The following is a 17,632-nucleotide window of genomic DNA, read 5'->3' on the forward strand; positions in this document are numbered from 1 at the left end:
AAACGCCGACCTCGCCGGGTCAGCAGCGCACCTCGGTCTCCTTCTGTGCCACGTCCGAGATGCCACCGAGAGCCCGGGTGCACACCGACAGCGTGTTGGCGCCCGAGGACCAGACCTCCGGCCCGCTGGAACACTGCAGGTCACGCAGCGTGCTACCGGTCACGATGGAGGTGCAGACCTGGTACGAGCCGTGGCTGGCCCGGTACTGCTGCCACACGTACGTGTAGGCGTAGTTCTTGCCGCAGCCCTTGTACTGCTTGACCGATGCCGCTGTCTGACCGCCGACGGTGACGTACGCGGTGGCGCCGATCTGCACCGAGTCGACGCAGCGCGGGTTGGTCTCGGCGTGCGCGGGTGCGGCGAACGCCAGTGTCGCGGGCACAGCCAGACCGGAGGCCGCGAGGATGCGTACGCCGCGGCGGGAAAGGTTCTTCAACGGTGACCTCCTTCAATGCACCGGAGCTGTGGAGCCCGGTGTCGTCGATGCACCACATTGATGGCGGCCTTGTCCCGTTCGGTACCCTCTGACACGCTCTGACAACGCCTGACGACGTCGTCTGACATGGGGGAGTGATGAAGGACCAGCGTGCCGCCGCCCAGTCGATTCAGGACAGACAGGCCGCCGAGAGGTTCGCCGAACAACTACGGGCCCTGCGTGCCGCCGCCGGTGACCCGTCGTTCCGCAAGATGGCGGGGCGGTCGGGCCGGATCTCGCACACCACGCTGCACGAGGCCGCCGCCGGGACCAGGTTCCCCTCCTGGGAGACCGTGCGGGAGTTCGTCCGAGCCTGCGAGGCCGACGAGGTCCAGTGGCGGCGTCGCTGGGAGGACGCGCAGCGCCCCGCGACGGTCCACGGCATCGCGGATGGCGATGCCGCGCCGGTCGGCACCGATTCCCCGACCGGCGTCGACACCCCGGTCACCACGGGTGGAAAGAAGCCCGACACCGGGACCGACGCCCCGGAGACCCACGGGCCCGTCGTGTCCGTCGTCCCCCTGCCGTCGTCGGAGGAGCAGAACGCTCTGCGCAGCACGGACTTTCCGCCGACCGACGAGGACGTCGCGGGTGCACGGCGGCTCCGGCTGCCGTGGCTCGCCGCCGCAGCGGTGGTCCTGGTGGTGGCCATGGTCGCCGTCCTGGGCATCGTCGTGCGCGGCCGGTCGTCGCGGAACGACTCCGGTGCGGCGGCGGCGTCGTCCGCACCGTCGGTGTCGCCGTCGGCCTCAGCGTTCTCGGACTCGCTGATCCCCGGCGACTCGAGCAAGTTCATCTCCGACGTCACCATCCCCGACGGCACCCGGGTGCGGGTGAACTCCCAGTTCGTCAAGGTATGGGCCCTCAAGAACGTGGGGAAGGTGGCCTGGCACAACCGCTACCTCGCGCGGACCAACCCCACCGCCGACGCCGACGGTTGCCAGGTGCCGGACCGGGTGGCGATCGGTGACACACCGCCCGACGAGCAGGTGATGATCAGTGTCGAGGTCACCGCTCCGAGTCGTCCCGGGAAGTGCTGGGTGAGCTGGAAGATGGTCGACGAGAACGGGCAGGAGTACTTTCCCACCCGCCGGCCGGTGTACTTCATGGTCACCGTCACCGCCTGAGCGCGCTCCCCGGCCGCCTCGACCGGTGTCAGAGCGCGAAACCTCGATGTCAGTCCCGGGTGCCACCGAAGCTGACAACAGCACATCCATCGAGGTCAGTGACGCCTGACGGATCTGACAGGACAGCAGGGGTACCGAACAGCAGGCCGATTCTCGCACAGTGATGTCCGTTCCCCGAACGACTCACCAACTGCGAGGAGGATCGACAGTGCGCCGTCCCTGGTTATCCGTCGGGCTCGCCGCGCTCTGCGTGGCCGTCGGCGTCCCGGCCCACGCCTGGGCCGCGACATCCGGCGCCACAGCGCAGCGAACCGTCACCACGGCCGCGCGGCCGGTCGTGGACATGGAGGCCACCGTCCTGGCCGCCCAGATCGACCCGCGCCGGGCCGACAACACACTGACCCCGGGCGCGAAGACCTCGGTGCTCGCCGTCGAGCAGGCGCTCCAGGCGCAGGGCCTGCTGAACGCGCAGTGGGTCGACGGCTACTTCGGCACCGTGACGGTCTCGGCGTACGCGGCGTACCAACGCTCGCTCGGCTACACGGGGCTGGCCGCGAACGGGCTGCCCGGCACGACGTCGCTGACGAAGCTCGGGCAGAACCGCTACACCGTCGGCAACACCATCGGCCCGGGCGCGAAGGTCCCGCGTGACGGGTACGTCGTCAACGCCCGTACGCAGGCCATGTTGGCCGAGGCGCAGCGTCTGCTCGGCTACACCCTGGTGCTCGACCAGGGCTCGTACAACCCCGGGGGTGACCCCACCTCGGCCGGTACGCACGACGGCGGCGGTGTGGTGGACATCGCGGTCACCGGCATGACCGCGGCCAAGCGCACCGCCGTCGCCCGGGCCCTGCGCCAGGTCGGCTTCGCCGCCTGGGTCCGCAACCCGAATCAGGGCGACTGGCCGTGGCACATCCACGCCACGGCGATCAACGACACCGACCTGTCCAGCCAGGCACAGCACCAGGTCGGCGACTACTACCTCGGCATGAACGGCCTGGCCAACCAGGGGCCGGACGACGGCCCTCGAATCCCGATCAAGACCTGGGAGCAGTACCAGCGCGGGCAGTGACCCGCACCCCCTCACCGTTTCTGAAAGGACACCATGAACATCCGTAAGAGCCTCGCTGCCGCCGGCATCGCGCTGGCCGCGACCACCTCGATCCTCAGCGTCGCATCGCCCGCGTCGGCGGCGGCCCGAGACGGGGTCTGCGACAGTGGCGAGTTCTGCTACTACTACAACAGCGACAACGCGGGATCGATCTCGGACTTCACCGGTTCGCTCGACGACTACGGCACCGAGCAGCCCTCGTGCTACGACTTCAAGGGCGCTGGCGCTGGCAAGGGCCTGTGCATCAAGAACGAGGCCGCCTCGGTCTGGAACCGCAGCACCAAGACCGTACGCGTCTACTTCAACAGCGGCTACGCCGGTTCCTACCAGGACTTCGCAGCCGGCGCGAAGAGCAACCTCAACGCCACGCTGAAGAACAACAACGCCTCGCACCAGTTCTCGCCCTCGACGCGCACGAACCTGTCGTACGCCCTGTACCAGGCCAGCGGCGGCACTGTCACGTGCGGCTTCGACGGTTACACCACCACGCCCGGCCGGCACGAGGGCATCGACATCGCCCGCAGCGTCGGCTCGGACGTGCGCGCCCTGGTCTCCGGAACTGTCATCTACGTCGCGCGGGGCAGCACCGGCAGCGGCGGCCTGTCCACGATCTCCGTCTACAACTCCTCGCTCAACAAGTCGGTGATCTACCTGCACACCGCGCCGAAGTCCGGGGTGAGCGTGGGCGACGCCATCAGCAAGGGCGAGATCATCGCCGATGAGTCGTGGCACGGGGTTTCCTCCAGCTCGGGCGCGCACACCCACGTCGAGGTCCGGGCCGGCCGGCAGACCCACGCGGCCGTCAGCGTCGGCGACCCCACCCTGGACAACGCCGACCCGACGTCGTTCTGGAACTCCCAGGGCTACAACGAGAAGTAGGACGACATGAATATCCGCAAGGGCCTCGCCGTCGTCGGCGCCGTCCTCGCCATGTCCACATCCATCCTGAGTGTCGCGTCGCCGGCAGCGGCGGCCGATCGGGACGGAACCTGCGACAGCGGCGAGTTCTGCTACTACTACAACAGCAACCAGGCCGGCTCGGTCTCCGACTTCACCGACTCACTTGACGACTACGGTACGACCCAGCCGACCTGCTACGACTTCAAGGGCGCGGGCAGCGGCAAGGGCCTGTGCGTGAAGAACAACGCCGCGTCGGTGTGGAACCGCACCGGCAAGACCGTGCGGGTCTACTTCAACAGCAACTTCGCCGGTGCCACCCAGGACTTCGCGGCCGGGACGAAGGGGAACCTCAACGCCACGCTGAAGAACAACAACGCCTCGCACGAGTTGGTGAGCGGGCCGACGGGCTGTAGCACCGACGGCACGAACAGCAAGCTGCCGAGCACCATCCTCGTCTACCGGGTCGGTCTCGGGCGCGTCGACCGGGTCGACTTCAAGACGTACGTCAAGAACGTCCTCCCGAACGAGTGGGTGACGAGCTGGCCGGCCGCCTCGCTGGACGCCGGTGCGATGGCCGTCAAGAGCTACGGCTGGTACTGGGCGCTGCACTCGACCCGCAAGACGTCCGCCGGACAGTGCTACGACGTCCGCGACGACACCGGCGACCAGGTCTACCGTCCGTCGTCGGCACAGACGTCGACGTCCGCCGCTGTGGACCGGACCTGGTCGGCCCGGATGACCCGCAGCGGCAACATCCTGCGGGCGCACTACTGCGCGACGACGACCGCGTGCGGTGGTTGGGTGGACGGGGACTGGCTGTCGCAGTACGGCTCGCGTGACCTCGCCAACGAGGGCAAGAACTACCAGGCGATCCTGCGCTACTACTACCGCGACATCGCGCTCTCCTGAGGTACCGCACGAACCGCGCCGCCCGCCGCAGCTCCGCGGCGGGCGGCGCGCCCATGGGTACGGCACCGGCTACGCCGGCGGCTCGACCGCCTCGACGAGCACCTCGAGCACATGCCGGTACTGCTGGCCGGTGGCCCGGCTCATGCCCATCTCGCAGGTGCGGTTGCAGGAGGCGTACGCGTCGTGGTCGCGCTCGTTGATCTCGGCGGCCTGCGCCGCGGTGGCGCCGGCGGTGACCTCGGGGTGCAGCAGCCCCCGGTCACCGGCGAAGGCGCAGCACCCCCAGCTGTCCGGCACTGTGACGGTGTCGGCGACCGCCCCGGCCACCGCGCGCAGGTCGTCGATGCCGCCGAGGTGCACTGTGGAGCAGGTGGGGTGCAGGGCCAGCGAGCCCAGTCGCCGGGGCTGCGGCAGCGCCGGCAGGAGGTGCTCGGCGGTGAAGGTCACGCTGTCGACGAAGCGCAGCGCGCCGTACCGTGCCTGGTCCTCCTCGGCCAGCGCGGCGGTCAGCTGCGTCAGCCCGTGCGTGCACGACGACGCGTCGCACACGACGGGCAGGCGACCCTCGTCGCTGGCCACCCAGAGCGCGGCCAGCGTCCGCTCGGCCATCTCACGGTGACCGGCGGGGTAACCCTTGGACTGCCACGGGGTTCCGCAGCACAGGCCCGCCGTGCCGGTCGGCACGACGAGCGGCACTCCCGCCAGTTCACAGAGGCGCAGGAACGCCGCAGCCGTTCCGCCGGACGAGCCGTCCTCGGGTGCGAAGAGGCTGCCGACGCAGGCCGCGAAGAACACCGCCTGGGCGTCCGGCGCGCTGCGCGGGGTGGGGCGGGGCGCGCCCGCGCGCGGCATGTCGTCGCTCCACAGCGGCACGAGTTCGGTGGCGCCGATCCCACGGATCGCCTTGGTGGCGGCGCGGGTCACCGGCGTCGGTACGGCGTGTGCGGCGGTCAGCCCCACCCGTACGCCCGTCACGGCGGCCTGCCAGTGCCGAGCCGCGGTGCGGGCGGTGCGCTGGGCGCGAGGGCTGTGCCGCTCGGCGCGCAGCCGTTTCATCGCGGCACCGGTGTCGATGCCGACCGGGCAGGCGGTGACGCAGAGGCTGTCCGCGGCGCAGCTGTCCACTGCGGCGTACTCGTAGTCGGCGGCCAGCTCCCGGCGGCGCTCCTCGTCGCCGGCGGCGGTGGCGAGGGCGATCTGCCGTTGCAGGACGATGCGCTGCCGGGGCGTGGTGGTGACGTCGGCGGTGGGGCAGACCGGCTCGCAGTAGCCACACTCGACGCAGGCGTCCAGCTCGGGGTCGACAGTCGGGACGGCCTTGAGCTGCCGCAGGTGCACCGTCGGGTCGTCGTTGAGCAGCACACCGGGGTTGAGCAGGCCGCTCGGGTCACACAACCGCTTGAGTTCGCGCATCACGTCGTACAGCTCGTCGCCGTACTGGCGGCGGACGAAGGGCGCCATGGCCCGACCGGTGCCGTGCTCCGCCTTGAGTGTTCCCCCCTCGGCGAGCACCAGGTCGACCATGTCGTCGGTGAACCGGGCGTAGCGGTCGATCTCGGCCGCTGTGTCGAAGGACTGGGTCAGCATGAAGTGCAGGTTGCCGTCGCGGGCGTGTCCGAAGATCACCGCGTCCGGGTAGCCGTGCCTGTCGAACAGGCGGATCAACCCGTCGCAGGTGCCGGTCAGGCGTGGCATCGGCACCGCGACGTCCTCCAGCAGGGCCGTGGTGCCGGGCGGGCGGGCCCCGGCGACGGCCGTGTAGAGGCCCTTGCGCAGGTGCCAGAGGTTGACCCGCTCGCGTCGGTCGCGGGTCAGCTCGGTGCCGGTGACGGCCGGCAGCCGATCGAGCACGGGCCGGGCGTCGGCCAGCGTCGCGGCCAACTGCTCCGCGCTGTCCTCGGCGAACTCCACCAGCAGCGCGGCGTGGCCGGTGACCGTCAACCCGCGCAGGGCCGGGCTGGCGCCCGGATCGCGCTGGCTGACCCGCAGCGCGGCCGCGTCGAGCAGCTCGGCGGTGCGGGCGCCGGCGGCGAGCAGGGCCGGCAGCGCGTCGGTGGCGTCGGTGAGACCGGGCAGGATCAGCAGGCCGGTGGCAGCGTGGTCGTGGATCTCGACGGTACGGAAGACGGCCTCGGCCACGAAGCCGAGCGTGCCCTCGCTGCCGATCATCAGGTGGGCGAGCATCTCGACCGGGGTGCTGTGGTCGAGCAGCGAGTTCAGGCCGTACCCCATGGTGTTCTTCATCGCGAACAGCCGCTCGATGGTGGCGCGCGACCCCGGCGTCGATCGCACCCGGTCGCGCAGGCGCAGCAGCCCAGCGTGCAGTTCGGGCTCGTCGGCCCGCAGCCGGTCGTCGGCGTCGCGGGCGCCGGAGTCGACGACGGTGCCGGACGGGAGCACGAAGCGCAGCGACTCCATGGTGCGGTACGCGTTGTCGGTGGTGCCGCAGGTCATCCCGCTGGAATTGTTTGCCACCATGCCGCCCACAGTGCAGGCGGCCTCGCTGGCCGGGTCCGGGCCGAGCCGGCGTCGGTAGCGGGCCAGCCGGGCGTTGGCCTGCCGGATCGTCAGGCCCGGCTGGAGCCGGATGCGGCGGCCGTCGTCGAGGACCTCGGCGTGCCGCCAGTCGGTACGGACGTCGACCAGCACGCCCGCGCCGCCGGCCTGCCCGGCGAGGCTGGTGCCGCCGCCGCGCAGGGTCAGCGGCACCCCGGCCTCCCGGGCGCCGGCCATCAACGCCCCCACCTCGGCGGCCGAGGCGGCGCGAACCACTGCCTGCGGCTCGAAGAGGTACGGCGAGGCGTCGTGCGCTGCCGCCAGCCTTCGGGGCAGCTCGGCGCTGGCCCGGCTCGGATCATCGAGGCGTGAGCGCAGCAGCTCGGCGACCGCGCGGGCGCGAGCGCCGGACGCGGTCGGTGGTGGCACGGGTACGAGGGGTCTCATCGGCGGATCCTCCCGGGAGCGTGGTCAGCCGGCCACCGGCGGCACGGCGGGACGGCCGGCGATCAGCAGTCGGCGGGGAGCGGTGTTGGCCGGGGCCGGCAGCCGCAGCGGTTGCCGGCCGGGGGTGATGCTGCCGAGCACGGAGGCGTGCCGCGCGCCGGTGCCCGAGCGCAGGGTGCCCGGCAGCGCGTGCACTGTCAGGTAGCCCAGCAGCGCGAAGGCCAGCGCCTCCTTGGCGTCCGACGCGACGCCCAGGTCGTCACTGGAGGACAGCTCGACGCCGGGCAGCTCGTCGGCGATCATGCGCATCAGCGTCGGGTTGTGTGCGCCGCCGCCGGAGACGACGAGCCGGGTGACGCCGTGGTCGCGGCAGGCGCCGGCCACAGTGACCGCGGTCAGCCGGGTGAGCGTGGCCAACACGTCCTGCGGGTCCGGCGTGGGCGCGTCGGCGAGGGCGGCGAGCAGGTAGGGCAGATGGAACAGCTCCTTCCCGGTGCTCTTCGGGCTGGGCAGCCGGTAGTACGGCTCGTCGAGCAGCCGGCGCAGCAGGTCCGGGTTCACCTGCCCGGCGGCGGCCCCGCGCCCGTCCCGGTCGTACTCCTCGGTGCCCCCGCTGAAGTGGCGGACGGCGGCGTCGAGGAGTGCGTTCGCCGGCCCGGTGTCGAAGGCGAGCGGGTCCGCGTCCGGAGCGACGACGGTGATGTTGGCGATGCCACCCAGGTTCAGGGCGGCCGGAACGCCGGGCAGGCCACCCAGCAGCAGCGCGTCGAAGAGGGCGACCAGGGGAGCGCCCTGGCCGCCGGCGGCCACGTCGCGGCTGCGCAGGTCGGCCACGACCGGAAGGCCGGTGGCCTCCGCTATCCAGGCCGGCTGACCCAACTGGAGAGTGCCCCGAACCGTGCCGTCCTCGACCCAGTGGTGCATGGTCTGCCCGTGCGAGACGACCAGGTCGGCATCGCCGTCGCACAGGTGGGCGAGGGCCCGCACGCCGGCCTCGGCGAAGGCCTGGCCGATGCCGGTGTCCAGCACGCAGATCGCCTCGGTGGTGGTCGCCGCGGGCGGCAGGGCCGCGGCGATCCGCGTGCGCAACTCGTCGGAGTACTGATGGCTGAGCCGACCCAGCGGTCGCATTCGCAGTGTGTCGCCGCTCACCTCGAACTCGGCCGCGGCGGCTTCGATGCCGTCGTAGGAGGTTCCGGACATCAGGCCGATCACGCGCATCACGTCCTCCTTCACGCGTGGCCGGCTGGCGCCGCCGCGTCGTCGTCGACCTCGTCGCTACGTCCATGGTCGTACGGCGTCTCCGGGGCCGGGTGGAACCGGCTGGACACCGCGCCGACGACCAGGGTGATCAGGACGCCGATCGGGACCAGCCACTGCGCGGCGATGGCGGTGGCGGTGGTCGTCCCGGCCGTCGTCACATCGATCTTGACGTAGCGGACGATGTAGGTCATCACCGCCACGGTCACCAGGAAGGCGATCACCGCGTCGACCTGGTTGGCCCGCTTGACGAGGCGGCCGAGCAGGAAGGCGCCGAGCAGCGCGCCGTAGGTGTAGCCGGCGATGGTCAAACCGGTCAGGTAGACGTTTCCGGTGCTGGAGCTGAACGCGCAGGCGAAGACCGCCATCAGCACCGCCCAGACCAGGGTCATCACCCGGGCGAGGCGGAGCATCGCGTCGTCGGACGGGACCGTGCGGAAGAAGCTGTGGATGAAGTCGGCGACTGTGGAGTTCGACATCGAGTTCAGAGCCGAGGACAGCGAGCCCATGGCGGCGCCGAGGATGCCGGCCACCAGCAGACCCGAGATGCCCACCGGCAGGGCGTGCAGGATGAAGCTCGGGTAGAGGTTGTCGCTGCTGGCCAGGCCGAGTTCCTTGAAGGTCTGACCCTTGTTGTACGACCACAGCAGCGCGCCGACCAGGGAGAACGCCGCGAACTGGATCACCACGAAGATGCCCGAGGAGATCATCGCCTTCTGCCCCTCGCGCAGCGTGCGGGTCGACAGGATGCGCTGCACGATCAGCTGGTCCGACCCGTGGCTGGCCATCGCGAAGATCGCGCCACCGATGATCGCGGTCGGAAGGGCGAACGGGCTGGTGAGCACGTGCGAGAGGGCGAAGTTGGTGTCGAAGAGCTGGAACTTGCCGGCGTCCAGCGCCTGCGAGTAGCCGTCGAAGCCGACGGCGTGGCTGAGCACCGCGATGGCCAGGATCGCCCCGCCCAGGTACAGCCCCATCTGGATGGCGTCGGTCCAGATGACCGCCTTGATGCCACCGAGGTAGGTGTAGACCACAGTGATGAGCGTCAGGACGACGATGATGGCCTGATAGCCGACATTCAGCCCGAACTCGTCGAGAAGAAGCTTGATGGGGATCGCCGAGGCGAACAGTCGTACACCCTCGGCGAGCAGGCGGGTGAAGACGAACGTCACCGACGCCAGCCCCTGGAGTTTCAGGCCAAACCGCTCACCGAGGTACTGGTAGGCGCTGACGAACCCACCCCGCTTGTAGAGCGGGATGAGCACCGCGGCCACGACGACCCGACCGATGACGTAACCCAGGGCCAGCTCGACGTTGCCGAAGCCCTGACCGCTGTAGGCGCCGCCGGGAACACTGATCACGGTCAGGACGCTGGTCTCGGTGGCGACCACGGAGAACGAGACGGTCCACCAGGGCAGCCGACCCTCGCCCACGAAGTAGTCCTTGGCGGACTTCTGTTTACCGGACAGGCGTAGTCCGACGTAGGCGATCACCACGAGGTACAGCACGATCACGACGAGGTCGAGTTGACGCACGGCTCGCTCCCAACCAGCGGTTGTCAATAAGTGACGTTGACTGAGCCTAGCGCGAAACTTTTTGCCACCGCCCGTCCGGGCTGGTTACGCTGTGGTTTCAGCCTGCTGATACGGGGACTGTTCGCGGCTGCGCCCTCGGCCTGGCCGCGGCGGCGGGTCGCGAGGACACGCTCGACGGCGAGCCGCCGGGCGACCGGAGGACCTCTCCCCGCCGGCCGGCGACTGCACACCAGCGAGAGGAACGAGCACCCCGTGGACCTCAGCACCCTCGGCACCGAGACCCGCAACGACAAGACCGGCGACCTCGACCGGATGTCTCCCACCGAGTTGCTTCTCGCGATGAACGACGAGGACCAGACGGTCGCCGACGCCGTCCGCCGGGCCGTGCCGGACATCGCCGCCGCCGTCGACGTCATCGTGGCGTCGCTCCGTCAGGGCGGACGGCTGATCTACCTCGGCGCGGGCACCAGCGGCCGGATCGGCATGCTCGACGCCGTCGAGATCCCACCCACCTTCGGTACGACGCCCGAGCGGGTCGTCGGTCTGCTCGCCGGCGGGGCACGAGCCTTCGGTGTCGCCGTCGAGGGCGCGGAGGACGACCCGACCCGCGCCGTCGCGGACCTGGACGCCGTCGGCCTGACCGCCCGCGACACGGTCGTCGGGCTCGCCGCCAGCGGCCGCACCCCGTACGTGGTCGGTGGGTTGGATCACGCCCGCGCGCTTGGCGCGGCGACCGTCTCGGTGGCCTGCAACACCGACGCGGTGACCAGCCGGCACGCCGACGTCGCCATCGAGGTGCCCACCGGCCCCGAGGTGCTCACCGGCTCCACCCGGCTCAAGGCCGGCACCGCCGAGAAGCTGGTCTGCAACATGCTCTCCACCGCCACGATGGCCCGGCTCGGCAAGGTGTACGGCAATCTGATGGTGGACATGAACGCCACGAACGAGAAGCTCGTCGACCGGGCGCGTCGGATCGTCGCCGAGGCCGCCGACACCGACCTCGACACGGCGGCGCGGGCGCTCGCGGCGGCGCAGGGGCACGCCAAGACGGCCATCGTGCTGCTGTTGGCGAACTGCACCGCCGAGGAGGCCGCAGCCCGGCTGCGCGCCGCCGACGACGACGTCCGGGCGGCCGTCGCGGCCTGACCCCAGGCTTCTGTTCGCACGGTGTGCGGAGCAGTAAGCCAGATCGACGAAGCGCCCCGTCCATGACGGACGGGGCGCTTCGTGGTGTCAGTCGAGCTGTGTGTCCGGAACCGTTCGATCCTCGTCCGCGTCGCCGTCGGGGGAGCTGGCCAGCTCGATCCGGGGGGACCGATCCGGCGGGAGGTGGGCGAAGTCGGCGATGACGACGACATCCACCTCACCGTCGATCATCGTCTGCTCGACGGTCTCCCACGGGGCCCGCATGATTCCTGCGAATCGGTAGGAGTGTCCGCGAAGGTGGCTGAGGCACCTCGCGACGGCGGGCTCCGACGGCTCGATGTGGGCGGGGATCCAGATAACGGCGATTTCCATGAACCTCTCCTGATCAACGTCGTGGACGCGAGTGGGTGATCAGGAGTTGTCGGGGCGGGGGAGGACCCCGCTCGACGGGACGGCTGCTGGCGCGCATGTCGACGGCGGTGACGGTGAGACCTGGCCGCAGCGGCGAAATGGGCGGCGACGCTTCGGCTGTTGACGTGGGTGGATCAGCGGCGCCAGCGCCGACGCCAGTCGGTGCGGACGCGAGCGCCAGCACGAACGCCGGTGGCCCCGGTGCGGGACGGGCGGGCGGGTTGGGCCGCTGTCCGGTGACGGCGGTCATCGTCGCCCGTGCCTGCGCCGACGCGCGGCCATCGGACATGCCGCGAGCGCCGCTTCGGGTCACCGTCGCCGGTACACGCGTCGACGGTGCCGGCGATGGCCCCGAGGCCACCCGTGCCCTTGGAGACGCCGAGGCGGTTGGTGCACCTGTGGCCTGCGACGACGACGGGGTATCGGCCGGCCGACTTGGCCGGGCGGTGGAGGGCTCGGCCGACGGCGTCGGCAGCGGAACAGCCGACGGCAGGGGCAGCGAGTCCGTCGACGGCAGAGGCAGCGGGTCCGTCGACGGTAGAGGCACGGGCAGGGAGACGACAGCGGTCGGCAGGGGCAGGGGGACGGTCAGCTGCACCCCGACCACGTGGGCCACCGAAACCTTGACGGCCTGCGGCGAGGTGGCGACCTCCACCAGCGGTAGCCGCGACGGCGACGGGGTGTCGGCGTGGGCGGGGTTGGCGCCCAGAGCCGCGCCGAGCGCCACCGCGCCGAGCGCCACCGGGGGGAGGCTGTGCCTCAGCCGCATCAGACGGAGGCCGCTGGCAGCACGGCCGCCAGGCCTGCCCGGTCCGGCTCACCGGTGCGGTGCCGCCGGCCGAGCTGTTGCCCCTCGCGCCCTGCCGTTTCCTCCATGTGCGGGTTCTTGCCCCGGGGCGCCGAGGGCTACACCTCCTGTCGATATCTCTCGGTGAGCCATGTGGACGGACCGGGAGCGCACCCGGCCGGGTCACACCCTCGCCTCGGTGGGTGTCGGCGTGGGGTCGAGCGGCAGGTCACGCAGTCGGCGTATCGGCGTCGACAGGTAGATGATCGGGGACAGCACGGTGAGAGCCCCGAAGATCAGCAGGGTGGTACGGGCGCCGAGTGGCCCGGCCAGGATGCCGGCGAGCAGGCCGCCGATCGGGATGGCGCCCCAGGAGACGAACTTGACAGTGGCGATCACCCGCGACAGCAGCTCCGGTGGGCTGGCGAGCATCCGGTAGGTACGGGTGGTCACGCTGAGCACCACGGTGGAGCTGGCGAAGATGAGGTTTCCGACGGCGAAGGCCAGGAACGCGGCGAAACCGGTGCCCAGCGGGATGATGAGCGCGCCGGCCACGCCGACGAAGGCCGCGATGATCAGGCCACGTGCGGTACCGAACCGATCGGTGAACCGGGTCGTCAACGCCGCGCCGATGAGCGTGCCGAGGCCGTCGGCGGCGAGCAGCAGCCCGACCATGAGCGGCGACGCGTGCAGCTCACGCACCAGGTAGAACGGGAACAGGGCGAGCATGGCGCCGTTGACGAAGTTCGTCGCTGTGGCGTCCCACATGGCCGGTCCGATGATCCGGTGCCGCAGCACGAAGTGCCAGCCCTCGCGGATCATCGTGACCATCGGCGGCCGCTCGGTCGGTCGCTGCACCCGCCGGGACGGCAGGGTGCGCAGCAACGTGGCGGAGAGCAGGTAGCTGACGGCGTCAACGAACAGCGTCGGCACCGCGCCCAGCACCTGCACGGCGAGACCGCCCAGGGAGGGCCCGCCGAGCGCGGTGGCGGCGTGCGTGCCGGAGGTGAGGCTGTTGCGGGCCTGCAACTGCGCGGCCGGCACGATCTCCGGCAGGAAGGTCTGGTTCGCCACGTCGAACAGCACGTTGGCGAAGCTCACCACCAGGGCGACCGCGACCAGCTGGGCCACCGTCAGCAGGTCGAACCACCAGGCCAGCGGGACCGACGCGATGGCGAGGGCCCGGACCAGGTCCAGGGCGACCTGCATGCCACGCAGCGGCAGGCGCTGCACGATCACGCCCGCCGGCAGGCTGATCAGAAGGTACGCCAGGTAGCCCGCCGCCGTGACCAGACCCATCTCGAACGCCGACGCGTGGAGCACTGTCAGCGCGGTCAGCGGTAGGGCCAGCGCGCCGACCGCCGAGCCGAGTTGGCTGGTCGTGCCGGCGATCCACCACCGCCAGAACGTAGTAAGTCCCATAACGGAACTCACTATAGGGGTGCGCGGGAGACGACGTCGACCCCGCCGATGCGGGCTCGACCGAGAACCGCTGCCTATCCCGCTCGGCGCACCATTTCGCCGATCCAGGTGGGCGCGAACGGAGACGTACAGCCGGGCGAGGTGGGGTAGTCCTTGAGCACCTCGAGGCGTTCGCCGATGTCGATCGCCCGGGCGCGGTGCTCGGCGTGCTCGATACCGATCTGCGCCAGGCAGTGGTTCATCGCCCACTGCAGGCGATCCGGCGCGTCCTTCATCTCGGTCTCGATCACATCGAGCAGTCCCGGGAGGTCGAGACTCTCGGGCTTCTTCGTCACGCGCTCGGTGGTCAGCGCCCAGCCGGCACTCGCGACCACGGGATCCGAGTCGGCGAACCAGGCCAGCCGCAGATCTTCGGAGTGCGGGCTCTTCTTCACCACGTAGTTCAGGAGCCAGTCGTGCACCTTCGGGGCGCGCGCCTCGCGCACCATGACGTCCAACTCGTCCCGCTCGAACGCCCTGGGACGGCAGATCAGGATTGCCAGCAGCCGCGCCGAGGCCCCGCCCGTCGCCCAGAGCTGGCGCGCGAGATCGTGCTGCGTCTTCAGTCGCTTCGCGAGCGCCCGAAGCGCGCCGAGGTGCACACCATGATCGTCACCGTGTCTGGCGTTCACCTCCCGTGCCTTCGGGTCCTCCAACTCGGCCAGCTCGGCCATCACCTCGGCCACCGCCGTCGTATCCATCGCAGCCTCCTGCTCATCGGGCCGGACGTTTCACACTCGCGTAACGGGTATCCAGGCGTACCAGTGCGACCGGCGGTGAACAGCTTCACGGAGTGAGGGGGCACCTGTCATGCCTGATCCACAGCCCACCATCGTGCTCGTGCACGGTGCGTTCGCCGAGTCGGCGAGCTGGAACGGTGTCCTTGAGCGGCTGGGCGCCGCGTACGACTCGGTGGCCGTCGCGAACCCGCTGCGGAGCGTGGCAGGCGACGCCGCGTACGTGCGGGATGTCGTCCGCGGGATCGGCGGTCCTGTCGTCCTCGTCGGCCACTCGTACGGCGGCATGGTGATCACGCAGGCCGCAGCCGGCGATACCTCGGTGCGGGCCCTCGTGTACGTCAACGCCTTCGCCCCGGACACCGGCGAGTCGGCGATGACGCTGTCCGCGAAGTTCCCCGGCAGTACGCTCGCCGACACGCTGGTGCAGTACCCGTTGTCGACCGGCGGGAACGAGGTGGCGATCGGACAGGACCAGTACCACGCGCAGTTCTGCGCGGACTCGTCGGACGACGTGGCCGCGCTGATGGCCCGGACCCAGCGGCCGATCACCGAAGAGGGCCTGGGCGGCAAGCTCACCGGCGACCCCGCCTGGCGATCGCTGCCCAGTTGGTTCGTGTTCGGGGACGCTGACAAGAACATCCCCGCCGAAGCGCACCGGTTCATGGCAGAGCGGGCCAACCCCCGGGGGCAGCGCGAGGTCGTCGGCGGTTCGCACGCGATGACTGTGGCCCGGCCGAGCGAGGTCGCCGAGACGATCATCGAGGCGGTTCGGGGCGTGAGCTGACGGTCCGGACGGACAGCTGGCGGTGGGCCGACGACGAGAGGTCGCCGGCCCACCCCTGCCTGCTGGCTAGCGAACCCGCAGCCCTTGGTGGACCGCAGCGGTGGGGGCGTGGACCCTGTCACCCGAGTAGGCGACCTGCACCGGGTACACCCCTGCTGGCAGCCCGCCGGTCGGCAACTCGACGACGGCCGAGCCACCACGCAGCGGAACCATCTGGGTGGTGCCGCCGAAGGTGACGGCGACCTCGCCGGTCACCTTCGGAGCCTTGCGGTGCGGAGACTGTGCCCGTACGTCGACGGTCAGCGTGAACGTGCCACCGCTGACGACCGAGGCCGGCGTGGCCTTCGCCTGCACCGCGACCCGTGCCGGGCCCGGAGGCGTCACTGTGACCTGGGCCGAGCGTGACCTGGTCGGATCGACCACCGACGTCGCCACGACGGTGAGCGACGACGCGGTCTCCGCTGCGGCGACCGAGAGCAGGCCCTCCGCGGAGATGCTGGTGCCGGTGGAGGTCGCTCCCTGGACCGACCACGTCACCGCCGGGCTCACACCCTCGTTGGTCGTCACCTGGGCGGTGAACTGCCTCTCCCAGTTCCAGCCCTTCGTCAGGTTCACCGTCGCGGGCGTCACCGACACGGAGTCGACCCCCGACCACAGGTGATCCCGGGCGAAGATCGTGAACAGCTGGCCCGCCGTCATCCCGTCGTGCGCGCCGGGGACCTGGGTCGTCGCGGCGGCGTAGCCCCGGGCCCGGAAGTTGTCAGCTATGGCGTTCTGGGCGTTGAGGTTGCCCTCGAAGATGCCATTGCCGAGGAAGACGGACAGATCGTCGTCCCCGACCGCGTTCGCGATGGTGTCGTAGTCCTGGGTGGTGAGCGACGGGTTGCCGGAGAAGTGCCCGTAGAACGCGAAGATGGTCGGGTAGTTCTTGATGACGACGCCGCCCGTCATCCCGCCGTACGAGAACCCGGCGTAGGCCCGCCCGGAGCGCTCGGTCGACACGTTGTAGCTGCTCTCGATGAGAGGAAGGATCGTCCGGACCAGGTTGTTGGCCGCGTTGGTCTGGTTGTAGGACGCGAAGCCGAGGCTGGTGCCCGTGAAGTGGTTGCCCATGGTGACGACCACCGTCGGCTCGATCTCGCCCCTGGCCGTCATGTTGTCCAGGATGTTCGGGACGTTCGCGGGGACCATGAAGTCGGTCTCGTCGCCGAAGATGCCGTGGGCGAGGTACGCGACCTTGTACGGCTCCGCGCGGTTGGCGTCGTAGTTGGCCGGCAGGTAGACGCCGAGGTAGTGGCCGCTGTCACCCAGGATCGTGGTGTACGGGACGTACCGGACGGTTCCCCGCTTCGCGCGGTCGGCCACCGGCACCTCGTAGTCCGCACGCGCCTTCAGCACCGGGTCGTTCTGCTTCTTGGCGTACGGCACGTGCACGGCGTCGAGCACGTCGTTGTTCCTGACCCGGAACGACGACTCGCCCGGCGGCCGAGGGTTCGTCGAGGCGGGGTCCCAGATGCGCTTGTTCTCCCAGCCCTGCGTCGGGTCCCAGACGCGGTACCAGTAGCTGAGACCTCCGGCGTGCAGCGGGACCGAGACCGACCAGTTCCCCTTCGGGTCCCTGGTCATCTCCCGCAGGAACTCGGTGCCGCCCGCGTGGTAGCGCCCCGGTTGCCACTCTTCCGGCTGGTAGCGCGTGGTGCCGGTGTCGACGTCGAGCAGGGTCAGGTCCCCGGCGAGGCGGACCTGGGTGGCGTGGGCATTGCGGTAGACGAACGTGACCGTGTATCCGGTCGGTGAGGTGCGGTCCGCCTTCACCGTCGCACCCGGCGCGGGCGCGGGCCTGCCGGCGGCGGCAGCCGGGGCGGGGAGGACGGACCCCGCACCGAGTGCCGTGAGCGTGAGAATCGAGATCGCAAGCCGGAGCCTGCGTCTTCCGGTCGTTTCCCTCATGCGCGAAGACTCCTTTGTGGTGGTCGCTCGTCGCGGTCTGGTCCGGTGCTGGGGTTGAGGGCTTCGATGGCCGCTAAATCGAATTAGCATCGG

At 70.5% G+C, this 17,632-nt stretch carries 14 protein-coding genes; 6 read left to right on the top strand and 8 right to left on the bottom strand.

Going from position 1 to position 17,632, the window contains the following annotated elements:
• Window positions 1–19: 19 nt before the first annotated feature.
• Window positions 20–436 carry a hypothetical protein gene (locus OG598_RS06345; RefSeq protein ID WP_328653486.1) on the bottom strand — a complete coding sequence of 139 codons (417 nt, stop codon included), beginning with the start codon at window positions 434–436 and terminating at the stop codon, window positions 20–22.
• A gap of 137 nt (window positions 437–573) precedes the next feature.
• Here OG598_RS06345 and OG598_RS06350 point away from each other — a divergent pair, with 137 nt between their 5' ends.
• The 4 genes from OG598_RS06350 to OG598_RS06365 all read left to right on the top strand — a co-directional run bounded on the left by OG598_RS06350 (window position 574) and on the right by OG598_RS06365 (window position 4,522).
• Complete coding sequence (locus tag OG598_RS06350; protein WP_328653487.1) at window positions 574–1,602, top strand: NBR1-Ig-like domain-containing protein; 1,029 nt, start codon at window positions 574–576, stop codon at window positions 1,600–1,602.
• Window positions 1,603–1,810: 208 nt separating this feature from the next.
• Window positions 1,811–2,674, top strand: a complete 864-nt coding sequence (locus tag OG598_RS06355; protein WP_328653488.1) for a peptidoglycan-binding domain-containing protein — start codon at window positions 1,811–1,813, stop codon at window positions 2,672–2,674.
• A gap of 33 nt (window positions 2,675–2,707) precedes the next feature.
• A complete protein-coding gene (locus tag OG598_RS06360) occupies window positions 2,708–3,592 on the top strand; it encodes a peptidase inhibitor family I36 protein (RefSeq protein WP_328653489.1) in 885 nt (294 codons plus the stop codon).
• Window positions 3,593–3,598: 6 nt separating this feature from the next.
• Window positions 3,599–4,522 (top strand): peptidase inhibitor family I36 protein, encoded by a 924-nt coding sequence (locus tag OG598_RS06365; RefSeq protein ID WP_328653490.1) that lies wholly within the window; start codon window positions 3,599–3,601, stop codon window positions 4,520–4,522.
• Window positions 4,523–4,591: 69 nt separating this feature from the next.
• Here OG598_RS06365 and OG598_RS06370 read toward each other — a convergent pair whose 3' ends face one another.
• The 3 genes from OG598_RS06370 to OG598_RS06380 are packed head-to-tail and all read right to left on the bottom strand — an operon-like array spanning window position 4,592 to window position 10,260.
• Window positions 4,592–7,465 (bottom strand): FAD-binding and (Fe-S)-binding domain-containing protein, encoded by a 2,874-nt coding sequence (locus OG598_RS06370; RefSeq protein WP_328653491.1) that lies wholly within the window; start codon window positions 7,463–7,465, stop codon window positions 4,592–4,594.
• A 24-nt stretch (window positions 7,466–7,489) separates the two neighbouring features.
• Window positions 7,490–8,686 (bottom strand): anhydro-N-acetylmuramic acid kinase, encoded by a 1,197-nt coding sequence (locus tag OG598_RS06375; RefSeq protein ID WP_328653492.1) that lies wholly within the window; start codon window positions 8,684–8,686, stop codon window positions 7,490–7,492.
• 11 nt (window positions 8,687–8,697) lie between these two features.
• Entirely contained in the window at window positions 8,698–10,260 is a 1,563-nt protein-coding gene (locus tag OG598_RS06380) for a sodium:solute symporter (protein WP_328653493.1), read from the bottom strand.
• A 252-nt stretch (window positions 10,261–10,512) separates the two neighbouring features.
• On the opposite strand from OG598_RS06380, the gene murQ reads away from it, so the two are divergent.
• Complete coding sequence (murQ, locus tag OG598_RS06385) at window positions 10,513–11,406, top strand: N-acetylmuramic acid 6-phosphate etherase (protein ID WP_328653494.1); 894 nt, start codon at window positions 10,513–10,515, stop codon at window positions 11,404–11,406.
• An 87-nt stretch (window positions 11,407–11,493) separates the two neighbouring features.
• On the opposite strand, the gene OG598_RS06390 is transcribed toward murQ, so the two are convergent.
• The 3 genes from OG598_RS06390 to OG598_RS06400 form a co-directional block, all read right to left on the bottom strand.
• Complete coding sequence (locus tag OG598_RS06390; RefSeq protein WP_328653495.1) at window positions 11,494–11,778, bottom strand: hypothetical protein; 285 nt, start codon at window positions 11,776–11,778, stop codon at window positions 11,494–11,496.
• Window positions 11,779–12,787: 1,009 nt separating this feature from the next.
• Window positions 12,788–14,026: an MFS transporter gene (locus OG598_RS06395; RefSeq protein ID WP_328653496.1), complete on the bottom strand. Its 1,239-nt coding sequence runs from the start codon at window positions 14,024–14,026 to the stop codon at window positions 12,788–12,790.
• 74 nt (window positions 14,027–14,100) lie between these two features.
• Window positions 14,101–14,766, bottom strand: coding sequence for a DNA alkylation repair protein (locus OG598_RS06400; protein ID WP_328653497.1), 666 nt, complete (start codon window positions 14,764–14,766; stop codon window positions 14,101–14,103).
• A 109-nt stretch (window positions 14,767–14,875) separates the two neighbouring features.
• On the opposite strand from OG598_RS06400, the gene OG598_RS06405 reads away from it, so the two are divergent.
• Window positions 14,876–15,589 (top strand): alpha/beta fold hydrolase, encoded by a 714-nt coding sequence (locus OG598_RS06405; protein ID WP_328653498.1) that lies wholly within the window; start codon window positions 14,876–14,878, stop codon window positions 15,587–15,589.
• 66 nt (window positions 15,590–15,655) lie between these two features.
• On the opposite strand, the gene OG598_RS06410 is transcribed toward OG598_RS06405, so the two are convergent.
• The gene (locus tag OG598_RS06410) at window positions 15,656–17,404 is read right to left on the bottom strand and encodes an alpha/beta hydrolase-fold protein (protein ID WP_328653499.1); all 1,749 of its coding nucleotides are present in this window, start codon (window positions 17,402–17,404) and stop codon (window positions 15,656–15,658) included.
• Between the last annotated feature and the right edge of the window lie 228 nt (window positions 17,405–17,632).

This window comes from Micromonospora sp. NBC_00330, assembly GCF_036136635.1.
Taxonomy (GTDB): domain Bacteria; phylum Actinomycetota; class Actinomycetes; order Mycobacteriales; family Micromonosporaceae; genus Micromonospora; species Micromonospora salmantinae.

Bases quoted from the DNA above. Each gene is read 5' to 3' on its own strand.
- OG598_RS06350 (WP_328653487.1), top strand. From the start codon at position 574: ATGAAGGACCAGCGTGCCGCCGCCCAGTCGATTCAGGACAGACAGGCC.
- OG598_RS06360 (WP_328653489.1), top strand. From the start codon at position 2,708: ATGAACATCCGTAAGAGCCTCGCTGCCGCCGGCATCGCGCTGGCCGCG.
- OG598_RS06365 (WP_328653490.1), top strand. From the start codon at position 3,599: ATGAATATCCGCAAGGGCCTCGCCGTCGTCGGCGCCGTCCTCGCCATG.
- OG598_RS06370 (WP_328653491.1), bottom strand. From the start codon at position 7,465: ATGAGACCCCTCGTACCCGTGCCACCACCGACCGCGTCCGGCGCTCGC.
- OG598_RS06375 (WP_328653492.1), bottom strand. From the start codon at position 8,686: ATGCGCGTGATCGGCCTGATGTCCGGAACCTCCTACGACGGCATCGAA.
- OG598_RS06390 (WP_328653495.1), bottom strand. From the start codon at position 11,778: ATGGAAATCGCCGTTATCTGGATCCCCGCCCACATCGAGCCGTCGGAG.
- OG598_RS06395 (WP_328653496.1), bottom strand. From the start codon at position 14,026: ATGGGACTTACTACGTTCTGGCGGTGGTGGATCGCCGGCACGACCAGC.
- OG598_RS06400 (WP_328653497.1), bottom strand. From the start codon at position 14,766: ATGGATACGACGGCGGTGGCCGAGGTGATGGCCGAGCTGGCCGAGTTG.
- OG598_RS06405 (WP_328653498.1), top strand. From the start codon at position 14,876: ATGCCTGATCCACAGCCCACCATCGTGCTCGTGCACGGTGCGTTCGCC.